This window comes from Streptomyces sp. NPDC020875 (genome assembly GCF_040641415.1).
Classification (GTDB): Bacteria; Actinomycetota; Actinomycetes; order Streptomycetales; family Streptomycetaceae; genus Streptomyces.
Genome location: NZ_JBFADP010000039.1, coordinates 12,455 through 28,627 on the forward strand (window position 1 = coordinate 12,455; position 16,173 = coordinate 28,627).

Annotated in this window: 14 protein-coding genes; 11 read left to right on the forward strand and 3 right to left on the reverse strand. The window is 73.6% G+C overall.

Annotation, left to right across the window (positions count from 1 at the left end):
- Nucleotides 1–133: 133 nt before the first annotated feature.
- Nucleotides 134–1,288, forward strand: coding sequence for a UDP-N-acetylglucosamine 2-epimerase (non-hydrolyzing) (wecB, locus tag AB0G74_RS22520; protein WP_361148975.1), 1,155 nt, complete (start codon nt 134–136; stop codon nt 1,286–1,288).
- On the forward strand, nt 1,285–2,628 hold the full coding sequence (locus tag AB0G74_RS22525) for a glycosyltransferase (protein ID WP_361148978.1): 1,344 nt from the start codon (nt 1,285–1,287) through the stop codon (nt 2,626–2,628). Before wecB ends, AB0G74_RS22525 begins: the two co-directional genes overlap by 4 nt.
- Before the next feature lie 215 nt (nt 2,629–2,843).
- On the opposite strand, the gene AB0G74_RS22530 is transcribed toward AB0G74_RS22525, so the two are convergent.
- Nucleotides 2,844–4,985, reverse strand: coding sequence for an endoglucanase (locus AB0G74_RS22530; RefSeq protein WP_361148981.1), 2,142 nt, complete (start codon nt 4,983–4,985; stop codon nt 2,844–2,846).
- Between the two features lie 3 nt (nt 4,986–4,988).
- The gene (locus tag AB0G74_RS22535; RefSeq protein ID WP_361148983.1) at nt 4,989–5,579 is read right to left on the reverse strand and encodes a hypothetical protein; all 591 of its coding nucleotides are present in this window, start codon (nt 5,577–5,579) and stop codon (nt 4,989–4,991) included.
- Between the two features lie 811 nt (nt 5,580–6,390).
- Between AB0G74_RS22535 and AB0G74_RS22540 the strand changes: the two genes are divergently transcribed.
- The 5 genes from AB0G74_RS22540 to AB0G74_RS22560 all read left to right on the forward strand — a co-directional run bounded on the left by AB0G74_RS22540 (nt 6,391) and on the right by AB0G74_RS22560 (nt 12,283).
- Complete coding sequence (locus AB0G74_RS22540) at nt 6,391–7,866, forward strand: NAD(P)H-hydrate dehydratase (RefSeq protein WP_361148986.1); 1,476 nt, start codon at nt 6,391–6,393, stop codon at nt 7,864–7,866.
- Between the two features lie 662 nt (nt 7,867–8,528).
- Nucleotides 8,529–9,764 (forward strand): alanine racemase, encoded by a 1,236-nt coding sequence (gene alr, locus AB0G74_RS22545; protein WP_361148989.1) that lies wholly within the window; start codon nt 8,529–8,531, stop codon nt 9,762–9,764.
- A 154-nt stretch (nt 9,765–9,918) separates the two neighbouring features.
- Nucleotides 9,919–11,142 carry an alpha/beta hydrolase gene (locus AB0G74_RS22550; RefSeq protein WP_361148992.1) on the forward strand — a complete coding sequence of 408 codons (1,224 nt, stop codon included), beginning with the start codon at nt 9,919–9,921 and terminating at the stop codon, nt 11,140–11,142.
- Complete coding sequence (gene tsaE, locus AB0G74_RS22555) at nt 11,117–11,638, forward strand: tRNA (adenosine(37)-N6)-threonylcarbamoyltransferase complex ATPase subunit type 1 TsaE (RefSeq protein WP_361148995.1); 522 nt, start codon at nt 11,117–11,119, stop codon at nt 11,636–11,638. Before AB0G74_RS22550 ends, tsaE begins: the two co-directional genes overlap by 26 nt.
- A 387-nt stretch (nt 11,639–12,025) precedes the next feature.
- The gene (locus AB0G74_RS22560; RefSeq protein WP_361148998.1) at nt 12,026–12,283 is read left to right on the forward strand and encodes a hypothetical protein; all 258 of its coding nucleotides are present in this window, start codon (nt 12,026–12,028) and stop codon (nt 12,281–12,283) included.
- A 132-nt stretch (nt 12,284–12,415) separates the two neighbouring features.
- Here the strand turns inward: AB0G74_RS22560 and AB0G74_RS22565 are convergent, their stop codons facing one another.
- A complete protein-coding gene (locus AB0G74_RS22565) occupies nt 12,416–12,961 on the reverse strand; it encodes a hypothetical protein (protein WP_361149001.1) in 546 nt (181 codons plus the stop codon).
- A 289-nt stretch (nt 12,962–13,250) separates the two neighbouring features.
- Between AB0G74_RS22565 and tsaB the strand changes: the two genes are divergently transcribed.
- From tsaB to AB0G74_RS22585, 4 genes are all read left to right on the forward strand, one after another.
- On the forward strand, nt 13,251–13,940 hold the full coding sequence (tsaB, locus tag AB0G74_RS22570) for a tRNA (adenosine(37)-N6)-threonylcarbamoyltransferase complex dimerization subunit type 1 TsaB (protein ID WP_361149004.1): 690 nt from the start codon (nt 13,251–13,253) through the stop codon (nt 13,938–13,940).
- Between the two features lie 155 nt (nt 13,941–14,095).
- A complete protein-coding gene (gene rimI / locus AB0G74_RS22575; protein ID WP_361149098.1) occupies nt 14,096–14,560 on the forward strand; it encodes a ribosomal protein S18-alanine N-acetyltransferase in 465 nt (154 codons plus the stop codon).
- The gene (tsaD, locus tag AB0G74_RS22580; protein ID WP_361149006.1) at nt 14,561–15,706 is read left to right on the forward strand and encodes a tRNA (adenosine(37)-N6)-threonylcarbamoyltransferase complex transferase subunit TsaD; all 1,146 of its coding nucleotides are present in this window, start codon (nt 14,561–14,563) and stop codon (nt 15,704–15,706) included.
- Between the two features lie 28 nt (nt 15,707–15,734).
- Nucleotides 15,735–16,043, forward strand: a complete 309-nt coding sequence (locus tag AB0G74_RS22585; RefSeq protein ID WP_361149009.1) for a hypothetical protein — start codon at nt 15,735–15,737, stop codon at nt 16,041–16,043.
- The last annotated feature ends 130 nt before the right edge of the window (nt 16,044–16,173 follow it).

The following is a 16,173-nucleotide window of genomic DNA, read 5'->3' on the forward strand; positions in this document are numbered from 1 at the left end:
AAGCGGTCCTATGCGGTCTGTCGCATGGCGATCCATGGCAAATCGGGCAATACGTGAGACATATCTATCAAATACGCTTTGCCCAGCCTTTAACTGCAAAACCTGGTCATCGCGCTCCTTAGTGTTGTATGCCATGAGCACGCTCCCTTCCCGCAGTGTCGCCGTCGTCCTCGGCACCCGCCCCGAACTGGTCAAACTCGCCGAACTGATCCGGCTGCTGGGCCCCGCCGCCCGGATCCTCCACACCGGCCAGCACTACGACCCGGAGCTGTCCGGCGGATTCCTCGACGAACTGCGTTTGCCCGAGCCGGAGTTCCTCCCCGGTGTCGGCGGCCGGTCGCGTGCCGTCCAGGTCGGAGCCGCCCTGGCGGCGCTCGACACGAACTTCGAGGCCGCGCCGCCGCTCGCCGTCGTCGTCCAGGGCGACACCAACGCGGCCCTGTCGGGCGCCCTGGCCGCCAACGCCCGTGAGCTGCCCCTGCTCCATGTCGAGGCCGGGCTGCGCAGCCACGACCGGGCGATGCCCGAGGAGCACAACCGCGTCATGATCGACCGGCTGGCCGACGTCCTCTGCGCGCCCACCCCCGGGAACCGGGAGCTGCTGCTGGCCGAGGGGATCGCGCCGGAGCGGATCGAGGTCACCGGCAATACCGTCGTCGAGGCGGTACGCGACCACCTTCCGCCGCCGCGTGAGCGGGCCGCCCTGCTGGCCGGACACGGTCTGACCGCCGACGGATACGTCCTGGCCACCGTCCACCGGCCGGAGAACACCGACGACATCGCCGCCCTCACCGCGGTCCTTGGCGAGCTGGCCCGGCTCGGCGAGGAGCTGCCCGTGGTCCTCCCGCTCCACCCCCGCACCCGCGCCCGGATCGCCGCGGCCGGTCTGGACCCGCTGCTCGAAACGGTGACCGTCCTGCCGCCGAGCGGGTACGGCACCTTCCTCGCCCTGGCCCGCCACGCCGCCGTCATCGTCTCCGACTCCGGGGGCGTCCAGGAGGAGACCACCGTCCTCGGCCGACCGCTGGTCGTGGTCCGCCGCTCCACCGAGCGACCCGAGGCGCTGGCGGACTTCGCCGAACTGACCCCGCCCGGACCGGGCATCACCACCGCCGCCCGGCGCAGGCTCGCCGAGGGCGCCGACGGTCTGCGCCGGCTCGCCGCTCTGCCCAGCCCCTACGGGGACGGCGGCGCGTCCCTGCGGATAGCCGGGCTGGTCGAGACCGCCGCGCGGGCCGGACGTACCGCCGGAGACCACAGCTCCGTACCGGCCGGGGCGGCGGCGTGAGCACCAGCCATCTCTTCTACGTCTTCCCCTTCCTCCTCCTCGCCTGCTTCTTCGTCTACTGGGCCGGATCCCGTACCGCGTACGCGCGCCGCCGCCCCGCGCCGAAGGGCGACCCCGCCGCCTTCGACTGGCACTTCTTCGTGCCGTGCCGCGACGAGGAGGCCGTCATCGCCACCACGGTCACCCGGCTGCGTACCGACTTCCCCACGGCCCGGGTCCGGGTCGTCGACGACGCCAGCGACGATCTCACCGCCCCGATCGTGGCCCATCTGGCCGAACGGGACCCGGACGTCCGGCTGGTCTCCCGCCGCCGCCCCGACGCCAGGACCGGCAAGGGCGCCGCGCTCAACGCCGCCTACGCGGCGCTGAACCGTGAACTCGACGGCACCGCCACCGACCGCGGCCGGGTGATCGTCTGTGTCGTCGATGCCGACGGCCGGCTCTCGCCCGACGCGCTCGACCGGGTCAGCGGCCCGGACGGCTTCGCCGACCCGGATACCGGCGGTGTCCAGATCGGCGTCCGGATGCGGAACGCCGAGGACCGGCGTCCCCTCGCCCACCGGGGGCGGCTCGCCAACGCCTACGCCCGGCTCCTGATCCGGATGCAGGACATGGAGTTCGCCACCTCCAACACCGGGATGCAGCTGCTGCGCCGCCGGACCGGCTCGGTCGGCCTGGGCGGCAACGGGCAGTTCACCCGGCTGACCGCGCTCGACCGGGTCGCCGTCGCCGAAGGCGGCAGGCCCTGGCAGCACGACGCGCTGCTGGAGGACTACGAGCTGGGTCTCCAGATGCGTCTCACCGGGCACCGGGTCACCCATCTCCACGACACCTGGGTGACCCAGGAGGCGCTGCCCCACACCCGTCGTTTCCTCGCCCAGCGCACCCGCTGGGCCCAGGGCAACATCCAGTGCGTCCGTTACACGGGCCGGATCGTCGCCTCGCGGCACTACCGGCCGTCGGGGGTACTCGAAGCCCTCTACACCTTCTTCCAGCCGATCGCCCATCTGGTGACCCTGCTGGTGACCGTGGTGATGGCCGCGGCCCTCGTCGTGGGCGGCAGTACGGTACTCGCCGCCTGGCCGCTCGCCGTCTCCCTCGTCGTCCTCTCCGTCATCCCCTTCCTCCTGTGGGGACCGGTCTACCGGCGCGACTTCGCCCCCGGCCACTCCCGGCTCAAGGGGCTGCTCTGGGGGCTGGCGCTCTGGCTGTACGCGTACCACCTCTTCGTCGTCTGCGCCCGCGGCTGTCTCCGGATCCTGCGGGGCCGGACCGGCTGGGCGAAGACCCGGCGGAACGCCGAGACGGCGGGTATCGGGCCGGTCGCCACCGAGTCCTGAGGCCGGGCTTTGAGGCCGGGGCGGCGGGCGGCGTGCGGCGACGGACGAGTACCGCGAACACCGATGCCGCCGCCCGTTCCCCGGGGAGGGAGGAGGGCGGCGGCACCGATGGGTCCCGCGGGGGGCACGGGGCCGGGACGGTCCGCGCGAGCCTTGCAGAGGCGCGCGGACCGTCCCGGCCGGGGTGTTCCGGCCGGTGGGGTGTCCCGGCCGGGTCAGGCCGTCCTGCGACGGCGGTGGACCAGGAACGTGGCCACGGCGCCCGCGACCGCGAGTCCGGCCGCCGCGCCGGTGAGGGCGAAGGCGTTCGTACCGGTGGAGGCGAGCGATCCGCCGCCCGATCCGCCGGTGGAGCCGCCGACGGTGCCGCCGGTGGAACCGCCGCCTGCCGAGCCGCCGCCCGAGGTGCCCGTCGTACCGCCGTCTCCGCCGCCCGTGGAGTGGCCGCCGGAGCCGCCGGAGGACGAGCCGCCCGACGAGCCGCCGGACGAGCCGCCGCCGGACGAACCGGACGAACCGTTGGACGAGCCGCCGGACGAACCAGGCGGCGGTTCCTGCGCGGCGTCCTTCACCGTCAGTACGGCCGGGGCGGAACGCAGGGACCCGACGGGGTTGGAGAAGACCGCCCGGTAGCGGTTCCCGTCGTGCTCCTTCGCCGCGGCGAAGGAGAGCTTCGGGCCCGAGGCGCCCGCGATCGGCAGCCATGTCGAGCCGTCCGAGCTGACCTCCCAGCCGTTGACGGGCGCCGGGACGCCCGTCGCCGCGGCCGTGAACTCGGCCTTCTTGCCCGCCGTGACCGTGACCGCCTTCGGGGCCCCGGTCACCGCCGGGGAGACCTGCCGCTGGGTACGGGTCACCTTGCCGTCGGCGACGGTGAAGACGCCGTGGGCCGTCGGGTCGAGGCTGATCCCGGAGGGTTTGTCGCCGACCTCCAGTACCTCGGTCTTCCCGGTCCGCACCTCGATCGCGGCGACCTCGGGCGCCTGGGTCCTGGCCACGTACAGCGTCCCGGTGGTCTCGTCGAACGCCATCGCCTTCGGGTTGGGCCCCGCGGGCAGGGTGTCGGTGACCTTGTTCGCCGCCAGATCGACGGTGAGGACCGTGCCCGCCGCCAGATTGGCGACATAGCCGGTACGGCTCTTCGGGTCGACCGTGACCCCCATACTGCCGAGCGCCGACGTGCCCAGGCTCAGCTCGCTCGTGAGCGCGCCGGTCTTCCCGTCGATGCCGTTCAGGATGTTGTGGAACGTCATCGGCGAGGTGGAGGTGTTGGGTCCGACATAGGTGGCGTACGCGCGGTCCGCCGAGGTGTCGACGGCCAGCCCCGCGGGCGGGAACCGGAGTACGGCCGGTGCGCCGGTCCGCTGCCAGTCGGCGGACGCCGTCTTCCCGGTGGTGAAGGTCGTGACCGACCTCCTCGACGGTTCGGCGGCGTAGACCCGCCCGGCAGCGGGGTCGACGGCCAGCAGACTCACATGGGCGTCCAGCCACGCCTTGTCCTTCAGGACACCGTTCTTGGTGTTATAGGTCGCCAGCCGCTCGTCGAAGGCCAGATGCAGGGCGCCCGCCCCGGAGTCCAGCGCCATCGCCGAGACCGCGCCGGGCAGTACGGCGGGCGTGCCGACGGCCTTGCCCGTGGTGGTGTCGTAGGTCGTCAGCCGCTGCTCGGTGCCGCTGTTGCTCGCCACGTACAGCCGCCCCTTCGCCGGGTCGGCCACCGCGTGGTCCGCGCCGCCCACCGGCGGGGTGATGGTCCCCAGGGCCCGGTGTTTCACGGTCCCGGCCGGGACCTCGGGCGAGGGCGTGCCGCCGCCCGTGGCGAAGCTGAACGGGACGATGACGTCCTGGTCGCGGTCGGAGATATGGGTGTGGTCCGCCCGGGTGACGACGGCACAGCGGGCCTGGGTGCAGTCCGCGCCGCTGTCCTTCGCCTTGAGGGTCAGATCGAGGGTGAAGCTCCCCTTGCCGTCGCCGCCGACGGTGAACTTCTTCACCAGGCCCTCGCCGTAGGGCGGCGGGTTGTTGGAGATCCAGTAGGAGGAACCGGAACTTCCGGAGAAATCGCTGCCGCCCAGGCAGGGGCTGGGCTGCTCGCCGGGCTCGGGAACCCGGCAGACCGCCAGGTAGATGCCCTTGGTGACGTCGTAACCGGTGCCGGAGACCCGGACCTTCTGTCCGGCCGGATCGATATTCGCCGTCTCGGAGACGGTCAGCTTCTGGCCGGTGGGCCCGGTGGCCTCGCCGGGCGTGGCCGCCGCGGCCGTTCCCGGCGCCGCCGCGGTGAGGGCCGCGGCGGCGAACAGGAACGGCGCGGCGAAGGCCACGAGGCGTCCGGCGCTTCTGGTGCGCGTGGGCATGGGTTAGGAGAACGTCACCGGGACGTAGACGTCGTACTTGCGGTCATTGGTGTCGAAGTGGTCGGCGCGAGTGACGATCGCGCAGGTCACGCCGCCCTGGCCGCAGGTGACGGAGGACGAGATCTGCGCCTTGACATGGATCTGGACGGAGAAGCTGCCGCGGCCGGCCGCGACCGTGTACGGCGAGGAGTTGTTCGGCGCCATCCAGTACCAGTCCTTGTTGACCCAGTGCGACGCGCCCGTCGTACCGGCCTGGTCCTGGCCGCCGAGACACGGCGTCGGCTTGGAGTTCCAGGTCGACGGGTCGGTGACGTTCACCCCGGCGGGCACCGCGCACAGACCCACGTAGACACCCTGCGAGGGGTTGTAGCCGGTACCGCTGACGGTGACGTTCTGCCCGGTCGCCGCAGCCGTGTTCGGGGCGGTGAGCGAGAGGTTGTACGTCGCCCCGTCCACCACCGTTCTCGTCACGGTCGCCGCGGACGCGGAGGAGGCGAGGCCCATGGTGAGGGCGGCGGCACCGAGCACGGCGACACCGGCGCGGGCGGCCGTACGGGTGGCCTTGCGGGGGGCCTTGGTGGCGGCAGAGCGCATGGGTGGGGGCACCTTTCGGTTTCGGGGAAGGCGGGGAGTGGTCGCGAGACGTTCACGACCACTTAGGTAAGGCAAACCTAAGTTCGACTTGAGGTCACGTCAACCCTGCGACCTGCGCGGCGCGGTGAGCGGTCGCAGGGGCCGCCGTGCTTCTTCTGGGGACCGTCGGCTACCCGGTCACGCCCGGCGCCATCGGGTATTCCCCGGCCTGCGGACCGCGGCTGGTTGCTCGCGCAGTTCCGCCCCTACGCCTCCGGCCATGGGGGGACCCACAGCGCCTTGGCTCTCCACGGCGTCGCCGACTACCCGGGTCGCGCCCGGCGGCCTGGTGTTGTTCGCGGTCCGCGCCACCGTCGTGGTTGCCCGCGCAGTTCCGCCCCCTATGCCTTCGGCGATGGGGGGACCCCCAGCGCCTTGGCTCTCCACGGCGTCGCCGACTACCCGGGTCGCGCCCGGGGGCCTGGTGTTGTTCGCGGTCCGCGCCACCGTCGTGGTTGCCCGCGCAGTTCCCCGCGCCCCTAGGTTGCCCTCCTGACCGCTCCTCCCAAGAGACGGGCCCTCCAAGACCGGAAACCCTTTCAGGGCGGTGCCGGTAAGAGCATTTAGGGGCGCGGGGAACTGCGCGACAAGCCATGACGGTGGCGCGGACCGCCGACAACATCAGGCCCCTGGGCGGGACCCGGGGTTGTGGGCCTCAGCCGGAGGGCCAAGGCGCTGGGGTCCCCCCCATTGCCGGAGGTACAGGGGACGGAACCGCGCGACCAGCCACAAACGGAGCGCGGCGCGGCGAAGCCTGGGGGAGACTCGGAGCATGCGTACCGCCCACACCGTGGACACCGTCCGCCGCGCCGAGGCCGAACTGATGGTCCGGCTCCCCGACGGCACCCTGATGGCGCGCGCCGCCGCCGGACTCGCCGCCGTCTGCGCCCGGCTCCTGCGGGGCGGACCGGGCGGGGGGCCCGGCGGCCGGGTCTACGGGTCCCGCGTCGTCGTCCTCGCGGGCGGCGGCGACAACGGCGGCGACGCGCTCCACGCGGGCGCCCGGCTCGCCCGCCGGGGCGCCGGGGTGAGCGCCGTACTCCTCGCCCCCGACCGGGCCCACCCCGGCGGCCTCGCGGCGCTGCTCGCGGCGGGCGGCCGGGTCGCCGACGATCCGTACGAGGTCCTGGCCGCCGCCGACCTCGTACTCGACGGGATCACCGGGATCGGCGGTCGCGGCGGACTCCGCCCCGACGCCGTGCCCGTGGCCCGGGCCGCCCGGGGCTCCCGGGCCGTGATCGTCGCCGTCGATCTGCCCAGCGGCGTCGAAGCCGACAGCGGCGAGGTGCGCGGCGAGGCGCTCGGGGCCGATCTGACCGTCGTCTTCGGCACGGAGAAGCCAGGGCTCCTCGTGGACCCGGCGCGCGAACACGCGGGCGCGGTGCACCTCGTCGACATCGGGCTGGGCGGCGTACTGCCGTCCGTACCGGCGCTGGAGGCCCTCCAGCACACTGACGTCGCCCGGCTGCTGCCCCGGCCGGGCACGGCCGACGACAAGTACCGGCGCGGCGTCGTCGGGATCGCCGCGGGCTCCGCGCGGTACCCGGGGGCGGCGGTCCTCGCGGTCGCGGGCGCGCTGCGGGGCGGCGCCGGAGCCGTACGGTACGTCGGGCACGCCGCCGACCAGGTGATCGCCCGCTACCCGGAGACCCTGGTCCACGCGGGCCCGCCGGGGAAGGCGGGGCGCGTCCAGGCATGGGTCGTCGGACCCGGACTCGGCGACGAACTCGACGCCGTCGCAGAGATCCTCGCGGCGCCCGTTCCCGTACTGGTCGACGCGGACGGACTGCGCCGCCTCGCCGACGAACCGGGCCTGGTGCGGGACCGCGCCGCGCCCACCCTGCTCACCCCGCACGCGGGCGAGGCGGCGGCGCTCCTCGGCACCACCCGCACCGAGGTCGAGGCCGGACGGCTCGCCGCCGTCCGGGAACTCGCGGGCCGGTACGGGGCGACGGTCCTGCTCAAGGGCTCCACGACCCTGATCGCCGACGCGGACCCGGCCGTACCGGTCCGGGCCGACCCGATGGGCACGCCATGGCTGGCGACGGCGGGCTCCGGCGACGTGCTCTCCGGCCTCGCGGGCTCCCTCCTCGCGACGGGCCTCCCCGCGCGGGACGCGGGCTCCGCCGCGGCGTACCTCCACGGCCTGTCGGCCCGCACGGCGGCGACCCGGGGCGGCACGCCGGTCACGGCCCCCGACATCGCCTCGACGCTCCCGGCGGCGTGGCGCGACATCCAGTCCCTCTGAAGCCCGCGGCCCCGCCTCCGGCGCCGGGGGTGCACGGGGGTGGGGTACCCCCGAGCCCCTCGGCCCGCCGGGGCACCGCCCCGAACTCCCCGGGCCGCGCCCGGCCACTGATTCTTGTTCGCGGTCCGCGGACCGCGGGTGGCTGCTCGCGCAGTTCCGCCCCCTATGCCTCCGGCATGGGGGGACCCCCAGCGCCACCTGGGTTGCCCTCCTCGTTGCCCTCGTCAAGAGGCGGGTCCCCACTTTTCAGGGCCGGTGCCGGGGAGAGCATTTAGGGGCGCGGGGAACTGCGCGACCAGCCACAGGCGGTCCGCAGACCGCCGACGACATCAGGCCGCCGGGCGAGACCCGGGTCTTGGGGCGGTGCCCCGGAGGACCAAGGCGCTGGGGGTCTCCCCATTGCCGGAGGCATAGGGGCGCGGGGAACTGCGCGACAAGCCACGACGGTGGCGCGGACCGCGAACAACATCAGGCCCCCGGGCGCGGCCCGGCGGCAACCCGGAGGACCAAGGCGCTGGGGGTCCCCCCATTGCCGAAGGCACAGGGGGCGGAACTGCGCGACCAGCCACAGACGTGCGGCAACCCCCGAAAAACATCAGGCCCGGCAGCCCGGACGCGGCGCTCCGGAAGGACCCGGCGGGGCCTCTGAGAGACTGGGGGGGATGAACGACACCGTCACCACCTCAGGCTTCTCCCGCGCCCGCGCCGAGATCGATCTCGGCGCGCTCCGCGGCAACGTCGCGACGCTGCGCGCCCGGACCGGCGGCGCGGCGCTGATGGCCGTGGTGAAGTCCGACGCCTACGGGCACGGCGCCCTGCCCTGTGCCCGGGCCGCCCGGGAGGCGGGGGCCGCCTGGGTGGGGACGGCGACGCCGTGGGAGGCGCTCGCGTTGCGCGCCGCCGGGCTGGACGGGCCGCTGATGTGCTGGCTGTGGACGCCGGGTGGCCCCTGGCGCGAGGGCGTGGACGCCGGGCTCGACATGTCGGTCAGCGGTATGTGGGCGTTGGCCGAGGTGGTCGCCGCAGCCCGGGAGGCCGGCCGCCCGGCCCGGATCCAGTTGAAGGCGGATACGGGCCTGGGCCGTAACGGCTGCCAGCCCGGTGACTGGCCCGAACTGGTCGCCGCCGCCCGCGCGGCCGAAGCGTCCGGCGCGGTCCGGGTGACCGGGGTCTGGTCGCATTTCGCCTGCGCCGACGAGCCGGGGCATCCGTCGATCCGGCTCCAGTTGGACATGTTCCGGGAGATGCTGGCGTACGCGGAGGGGCAGGGCATCGAGCCGGAGGTGCGGCACATCGCCAACTCCCCGGCCGCGCTCACTCTCCCCGAGGCCCATTTCGACCTGGTGCGGACGGGGATCGCGATGTACGGCGTCTCGCCGTCGCCGGAGGTCGGTACGGCCCGGGAGCTGGGGCTGCGGCCGGTGATGACGCTCTCGGCCCGGGTCGCTCTGGTGAAGGGCGTTCCGGCCGGACACGGCGTCAGCTACGGGCACACCTATGTCACCGGCGAGGAGACGACTCTCGGTCTGATCCCCGTCGGGTACGCGGACGGCGTTCCGCGTCATGCCTCCGGCCGGGGGCCCGTGTTGGTCGGCGGGGAGTTGCACACCGTCGCCGGGCGGGTCGCCATGGACCAGTTCGTGGTGGACCTGGGGCGGCACAAGGTGCAGGAGGGCGCGGAGGCGGTGCTGTTCGGCCCGGGGGACCGGGGTGAGCCGACGGCCGAGGACTGGGCGCGGGCCTCGGACACCATCGCGTACGAGATCGTCACCCGGATCGGCCAGCGGGTGCCCCGCCACTACGTCGGTACCGACACCGGGCCCGACACCGACACCGACACAGGGCCCGGCACCGGCACGCCCGCCGATCCGAACGGCGGCACGCCGCCCTCGGCCTGAGAACCGGGTCCGCGCGGAAGAAGCGGGAGGGCCGATGCCCGTCCCCGCCCCCCGACCGCGGACCGTGGTGCCACGGAGACGGACGACGACCCGGCCGACGAGGACGCCCCGCCCGGCCGGGACGACCAGCAGGACGACCAGGAGGAGCCGCACGGTGACCGAGACCAGTACGGGGGACGCCCTGGCCGCAGCCGCGGTCTCCGCCGGGACGGGCCCCTGGCGCCGGGCCGGGATCGCGGGCGCCGCGATAGGGGTGATCGCGGCGGGCGCGGCCGTGGGCGTCGCCGTCGAACGGCTCACCGTCAGCCGGGGGGTCCGCAAGAAGGCCCGGCTCGCCCTCGACGCCACCGGCCCGTACGGATCGGTGCGCGGCGTCCCCGGGAAGGCCGTCGCCGACGACGGCACCCTCCTCTATTACGAGGTCGACGATCTCGATCCGCAGGCCGCCGGGCCGCGTCGGCGCAGGCTCTTCGGCCGTAAGGCGCCCGCCCCGGTCACCGTCGTCTTCAGCCACGGCTACTGCCTCAGCCAGGACTCGTGGCACTTCCAGCGGGCCGCCCTGCGCGGGCTGGTCCGTACCGTCCACTGGGACCAGCGGAGCCACGGCAGGTCGGAGCGGGGCGCGGCCCAGCAGGGGCCGGACCGGCGGCCGGTCTCCATCGACCAGCTCGGCCGGGATCTGAAGGCCGTGATCGACGCGGCGGTCCCCGAGGGGCCCGTGGTGCTGGTGGGGCATTCGATGGGCGGGATGACGGTGATGGCGCTGGGCTCGCAGTATCCGGAGTTCGTCCGGGACCGGGTCGTGGCCGTCGCTCTCGTCGGCACCTCCGGCGGACGGCTGGGCGAGGTCAACTACGGGCTGCCGGTCGCGGGCGTGGCGGCCGTACGGCGCGTACTGCCGCAGGTGCTGCGGGCTCTCGGATCCCAGGCCGAGCTGGTCGAACGGGGCCGCCGGGCCACGGCCGACCTCTTCGCCGGGCTGATCAAGCGGTACTCGTTCTCGTCCCGCGACGTCGATCCGGCGGTCGCGCGGTTCGCGGAGCGGATGATCGAGTTGACCCCGATCGATGTGGTCGCCGAGTTCTATCCCGCCTTCTACGAACACGACAAGACTGGTGACCTGGGGGTCTTCGCCGATCTTCCGGTGCTGGTACTGGCCGGGGACAAGGATCTGGTCACCCCGAGCGCGCACAGCGAGTCCATCGCCGATCTGCTGCCGGACGCCGAGCTGGTGATCGTGCCGGACGCCGGACATCTGGTGATGCTGGAGCACCCGGAGGCCGTCACGGACCGGCTGGCGGATCTGCTCGCCCGCGCCGGGGCGGTACCGGCAGCGGCTAACGTTGGCCCGTATGGAAGCACCGCACAACCCGGCTGACGCCGTCCCCGCCCCCGCTGCCGCCGCCGGACTCGCCGTCGAATCGGCCGAGGAGATGCGCGACCTGGGGCGACGGCTGGCGAAGCTGCTGCGCCCCGGCGATCTGGTGATGCTCACCGGCGAGCTGGGTGCCGGAAAGACGACCCTGACCCGGGGCCTGGGCGAGGGCCTCGGCGTACGGGGCGCGGTCACCTCGCCCACCTTTGTGATCGCCCGGGTCCATCCGCCGCTGACCGGCGGCCCGGCCCTCGTCCATGTGGACGCCTACCGGCTGGGCGGCGGTCTGGACGAGATGGAGGATCTCGATCTCGACGTCTCCCTGCCGGATTCGGTGGTCGTGGTGGAGTGGGGTGACGGGAAGGTCGAGGACCTGTCGGACGACCGGCTCCATGTGGTGATCCACCGGGTCGTCGGCGACACGGACGACGACCGCCGGACCGTGACGCTGACCGGGTACGGGGCGCGCTGGACGGAGACGGATCTGCGGTCGCTCTGACGACGGCCCTGCTCCGTGCGCGCCGCCCGGAGTCGTACGAGTCGTACGCGGGCGACACCGGGCGGGCACCGGTGCCGAGCCGTACGCGGCGGAGGCGTCGTGCCCGGATCAGGGCGGCTGGTCGGCGCGGCGAAGGCGTAAGGCGTTCTTCAACGGCTCGGGCGTCGTCTCGTCCTGCCGGTGGTGCCTCGCGTCCGGTGGCGCACGGTCCCGGGCGGTGTCCGGGGCCGGATTCCCCGGATATTCCGACAAGCCGTCGGGAAACTGTTGCGCGGGGCGTGCCGGGCGTGGTGACATGGTACGGACGCTTGGTTAGGTGTACCTAACTACCCGACCGTCGACCGATGACCGTCGACCGAACCGGTCCTCGTGACCTGGGAGGCAGCCATGGCATCCGAGCGCGACACGGCACTCCGGCCGTCCCGGCGGCACCGGCCGCCCCAGCCGCCGTCCATGCGGGACCTGCTGGCCTCCTGCGCGGCGGCGACGGCGGTCTCCACGCCGCCCCGGCTCCACGACGAAACCGGGCACGATCACACCTACGACCACGAACGCGACTACGACGGTACGGGCGGGGCGGCGCACGCCGAGCCGGGCACCCGTGCCGACGGGAACCGTCCGCCGGTCCACCGCGACGCCGCCTGACCATCGGGCCGGGCCGGTGCGCGGGTGCGCCCGGAGCCGTACTCGTACCGCCGAGGAGGTACGGAACGCCCCGCCCGCCGGGTCCTCCGTACGGGCGGTTCTCGCCGCCCGTACGCGACCGGCCGCGACCGGTCAGGGGATGACGACGACCTTCGTCCCGACCGTCGCGAAGCTCCAGATCACATCGCCGTCGGCGCGCGTCATCCGTACGCCGCCGGTCTTCTTCTTCGGGTTCGGCGCCGCCATGGAGCCGTTGACCGCCGCGCTGAAGCCGATCGTCACCCCGTCGGCCTTGGCGAACCGCACCACGTGCTCGATCGCCACCCCGTCGGAGCCGGGGATCTTCCCCGCGCGCGAGGTCACCGAGTACGTTCCCGGCTTCGGGTTCACCGTCGACGGCATCACCTGGAAGGTGTGCTTGACCTTGTTCGTCTTGTTCTCGACGAGCCAGACGCGGCGCGACTGGAGGCCGTAGACCACCCGTTCGCCCGAGCCCGATCCGGTGGGCAGCGCCAGCGGGTTGACCGGCGTCTTGGGCGCGGTCTTCCCCGGGCTCGTATTCGCCCCCGGCCTGGCCTTCATGTCGGAGACGCTGGCCTCCGCCTTGTAGGCGAGGAAACCGACACCCGCCAGAGCGGCTGCCGTGAGCCCGGCCACCAGTCCCGAGCTGCGTGCCACCTGCGCCACCTTTCGGTCTTCTCCGGCTCTCCGGGTCCGTCGTTTCCGTCATGCCGACGTCCGGGCCGGGCGGGACGGTTCGGTCCGTCTTCCGTTCCGAATCCGTTCCGGCCTGACCGGTGCCGTTCTGTTCTGATCCGTTTCTGATCCGTTTCGTTCCGGATCGGCTCCGGGGTGTCGAAACGACTGAACGACTGTCGCATGGGATGTCTCCGTGGCGACGGTAGCAGCAGGCTCCCCCCTGGGAGGGGGAGCCGTGCCCGGGTCGCGGGAGCCGTAGGCTGTTCGCGTGCTCCTGCTCGCCGTAGATACCGCCACGCCCGCCGTCACCGCCGCCCTCCACGACGGCACGAACGTCGTCGCCGAGTCCAGCCGGGTGGACGCCAGGCGCCACGGCGAACTGCTGCTGCCCGCCGTCGACCGGGTCCTGACCGAGGCCGGGGTCGGGCTCGACGCCGTCACGGCCGTGGTGACCGGGGTCGGCCCCGGTCCCTACACCGGGCTGAGGGTCGGCCTGGTGACCGCCGCGACCTTCGGTTCGGCGCTGGGCGTGCCCGTGTACGGGCTCTGCACGCTGGACGGGATCGCCTACGCCGCCGGACGTGACGCGGGCCTCGAAGGGCCGTTCGTGGTCGCGACCGACGCCCGGCGCAAGGAGGTCTACTGGGCCCGGTACGACTCCCCGCGCGCCCGGGTCGAGGGCCCGGCCGTCGACCGGCCCGCGGACCTCGCCGACCGGGTCGCGGGCCTGCCCGCCGTCGGCGCGGGCGCCCTGCTCTACCCCGACGCCTTCACCACCGTGCTGCCCGGGCCCGAGTACGTGTCGGCCGCCGCCCTGGCGGCGCTGGCCGCCGACGAACTGGCCCGGGAGGCCGAGTCCGGCGAGCCGTCGGCGGTGTTCCTGCCGCCGCAGCCGCTGTATCTGCGCCGGCCGGACGCGCAGGTGCCGAAGAACTACAAGGTGGTCACCCCGCAGTGACCGCCCCGCACGATCCGGCCGGGGACGGCCGGGCCGACCCCGGACCCCCTCCTGTCGCGGAGCCCGCAGCGGCTCCGGCCCCCGGCGCCGACACGGCCCCCGACACGGACTCCGGCGCCGACGCGGAGCCCGCCTCCGGGCCCGTCCTGCGCGGGATGCGCTGGTGGGATCTCGGACAAGTACTTGTCCTGGAAAACGACCTCTTCCCCGAGGACGCCTGGTCACCGGGGATGTTCTGGGGCGATCTCGCCCATGCCAGAGGGCCCCGGGCCAACCGCCACTACGTGGTCGCCGAGGAGCCCGGGACCGGCCGGATCACCGGCTACGCCGGACTCGGCGCGGCGGGCGGCCTCGCCGACGTCCTCACCATCGCCGTCGCCCGCGACCGCTGGTCCACCGGCCTCGGCGCACGGCTGCTGACCGATCTCATCCGGCACGCCACCGCCTTCGAGTGCGAGGAGATCCTGCTCGAAGTACGGGTGGACAACACCAGGGCCCAGAAGCTCTACGAGCGCTTCGGCTTCGAGCCCATCGGAATCCGGCCCGGCTACTACCAGCCGGGCAATGTCGACGCGCTCGTCATGCGCCACCAGGTGCGCGGCACCGCGAAGGAATGTTGAGTGATGGCTGACGAACCGCTGGTCCTCGGTATCGAGACCTCCTGCGACGAGACCGGCGTCGGGATCGTCCGGGGGACGACCCTGCTCGCCGACGCCGTGGCGTCCAGCGTCGACACGCACGCCCGTTTCGGCGGCGTCGTCCCCGAGATCGCCTCCCGCGCCCATCTGGAGGCCATGGTCCCCACCATCGAGCGCGCCCTGAAGGACGCGGGCGTCTCGGCCCGCGACCTCGACGGGATCGCGGTCACCGCCGGGCCCGGTCTGGCGGGCGCGCTGCTGGTGGGCGTGGCGGCGGCCAAGGCGTACGCCTACGCCCTCGGCAAGCCGCTGTACGGGGTCAACCACCTGGCCTCCCATATCTGCGTCGACCAGCTGGAGCACGGCAAGCTGCCCGAGCCGACGATGGCCCTGCTGGTCTCCGGCGGCCACTCGTCGCTGCTGCTCGCGCCGGACATCACCAGTGACGTCCGGCCCCTGGGCTCGACCATCGACGACGCGGCGGGCGAGGCGTTCGACAAGATCGCCCGGGTGCTGGACCTCGGCTTCCCCGGCGGGCCGGTGATCGACCGGCTGGCGAAGGAGGGCGACCCGGCCGCGATCGCGTTCCCGCGCGGACTGACCGGCTCCCGCGACCCGGCGTACGACTTCTCCTTCTCCGGGCTGAAGACGGCCGTGGCCCGCTGGATCGAGGCGAAGCGGGCGGCTGGCGAGGAGGTGCCGGTACGCGATGTGGCGGCGTCCTTCCAGGAGGCGGTCGTGGACGTGCTGACCCGTAAGGCCGTCCGCGCCTGCCGGGACGAGGGCGTCGACCATCTGATGATCGGCGGCGGCGTGGCGGCCAACTCGCGGCTGCGGGCACTGGCCCAGGAGCGGTGCGAGCGGGCGGGCATCCGGCTGCGGGTGCCCCGGCCCAAGCTCTGTACGGACAACGGGGCGATGGTCGCGGCGCTGGGCGCGGAGATGGTGGCGCGCAACCGGCCCCCGTCGGATCTGGAACTGTCGGCGGACTCGTCGCTGCCGGTGACGGAACCGCATGTACCGGGCGCCGGGGCGGCGGAGCACGAACACGGCCATTCCCATGGTCACGGTCACTCTCATGACCACGACCATGTGCACGAGATCAGCAAGAAGAACCTGTACTCGTGACGGCCCGTCCGGGCCGAGGGGAGACGTCATGACGACGGAAGCGGGCACGGCGGCGACCGACGAAGCGGCGGGCCGGGGCCTGGTCGCCCTGATGTGGGAGGCCAAGGCGGCCCCCGGGCGGGGCGCCGAACTGCTGGCCTGGGCCCGTAGCCGGCCGCTGCCCGGCCCGGACCGGCGGGAGACCTTCGGCGCCGGAGCCGACCGGGTCCTGGTGATCAGCTGGTGGCGGACGGCCGAAGGGCTCCGGGCCGAGCTGCCCGAGCTGCCCGACCCCCCGGCGGAGCTGGTCTCCCGGCCCGTACACCGCTGGCGGTTCGAGTCGCTCGGCGTCGGCTGAACCCGGCAGGGACCGGTCCTGAACTGGGCTTTTCGGGTGCTGAAAAGTTTTTTCGCGGGTCGTGTCGAAAACGTCGTACCTCGATCGACGGAAGGGTGAGAGGCGGGAAGAACACCCCGCGCGAACTCTC

Bases quoted from the DNA above. Each gene is read 5' to 3' on its own strand.
- wecB (WP_361148975.1), top strand. From the start codon at position 134: ATGAGCACGCTCCCTTCCCGCAGTGTCGCCGTCGTCCTCGGCACCCGC.
- AB0G74_RS22530 (WP_361148981.1), bottom strand. From the start codon at position 4,985: ATGCCCACGCGCACCAGAAGCGCCGGACGCCTCGTGGCCTTCGCCGCG.
- AB0G74_RS22535 (WP_361148983.1), bottom strand. From the start codon at position 5,579: ATGCGCTCTGCCGCCACCAAGGCCCCCCGCAAGGCCACCCGTACGGCC.
- AB0G74_RS22540 (WP_361148986.1), top strand. From the start codon at position 6,391: ATGCGTACCGCCCACACCGTGGACACCGTCCGCCGCGCCGAGGCCGAA.
- alr (WP_361148989.1), top strand. From the start codon at position 8,529: ATGAACGACACCGTCACCACCTCAGGCTTCTCCCGCGCCCGCGCCGAG.
- tsaE (WP_361148995.1), top strand. From the start codon at position 11,117: ATGGAAGCACCGCACAACCCGGCTGACGCCGTCCCCGCCCCCGCTGCC.
- AB0G74_RS22560 (WP_361148998.1), top strand. From the start codon at position 12,026: ATGGCATCCGAGCGCGACACGGCACTCCGGCCGTCCCGGCGGCACCGG.
- rimI (WP_361149098.1), top strand. From the start codon at position 14,096: ATGCGCTGGTGGGATCTCGGACAAGTACTTGTCCTGGAAAACGACCTC.
- AB0G74_RS22585 (WP_361149009.1), top strand. From the start codon at position 15,735: ATGACGACGGAAGCGGGCACGGCGGCGACCGACGAAGCGGCGGGCCGG.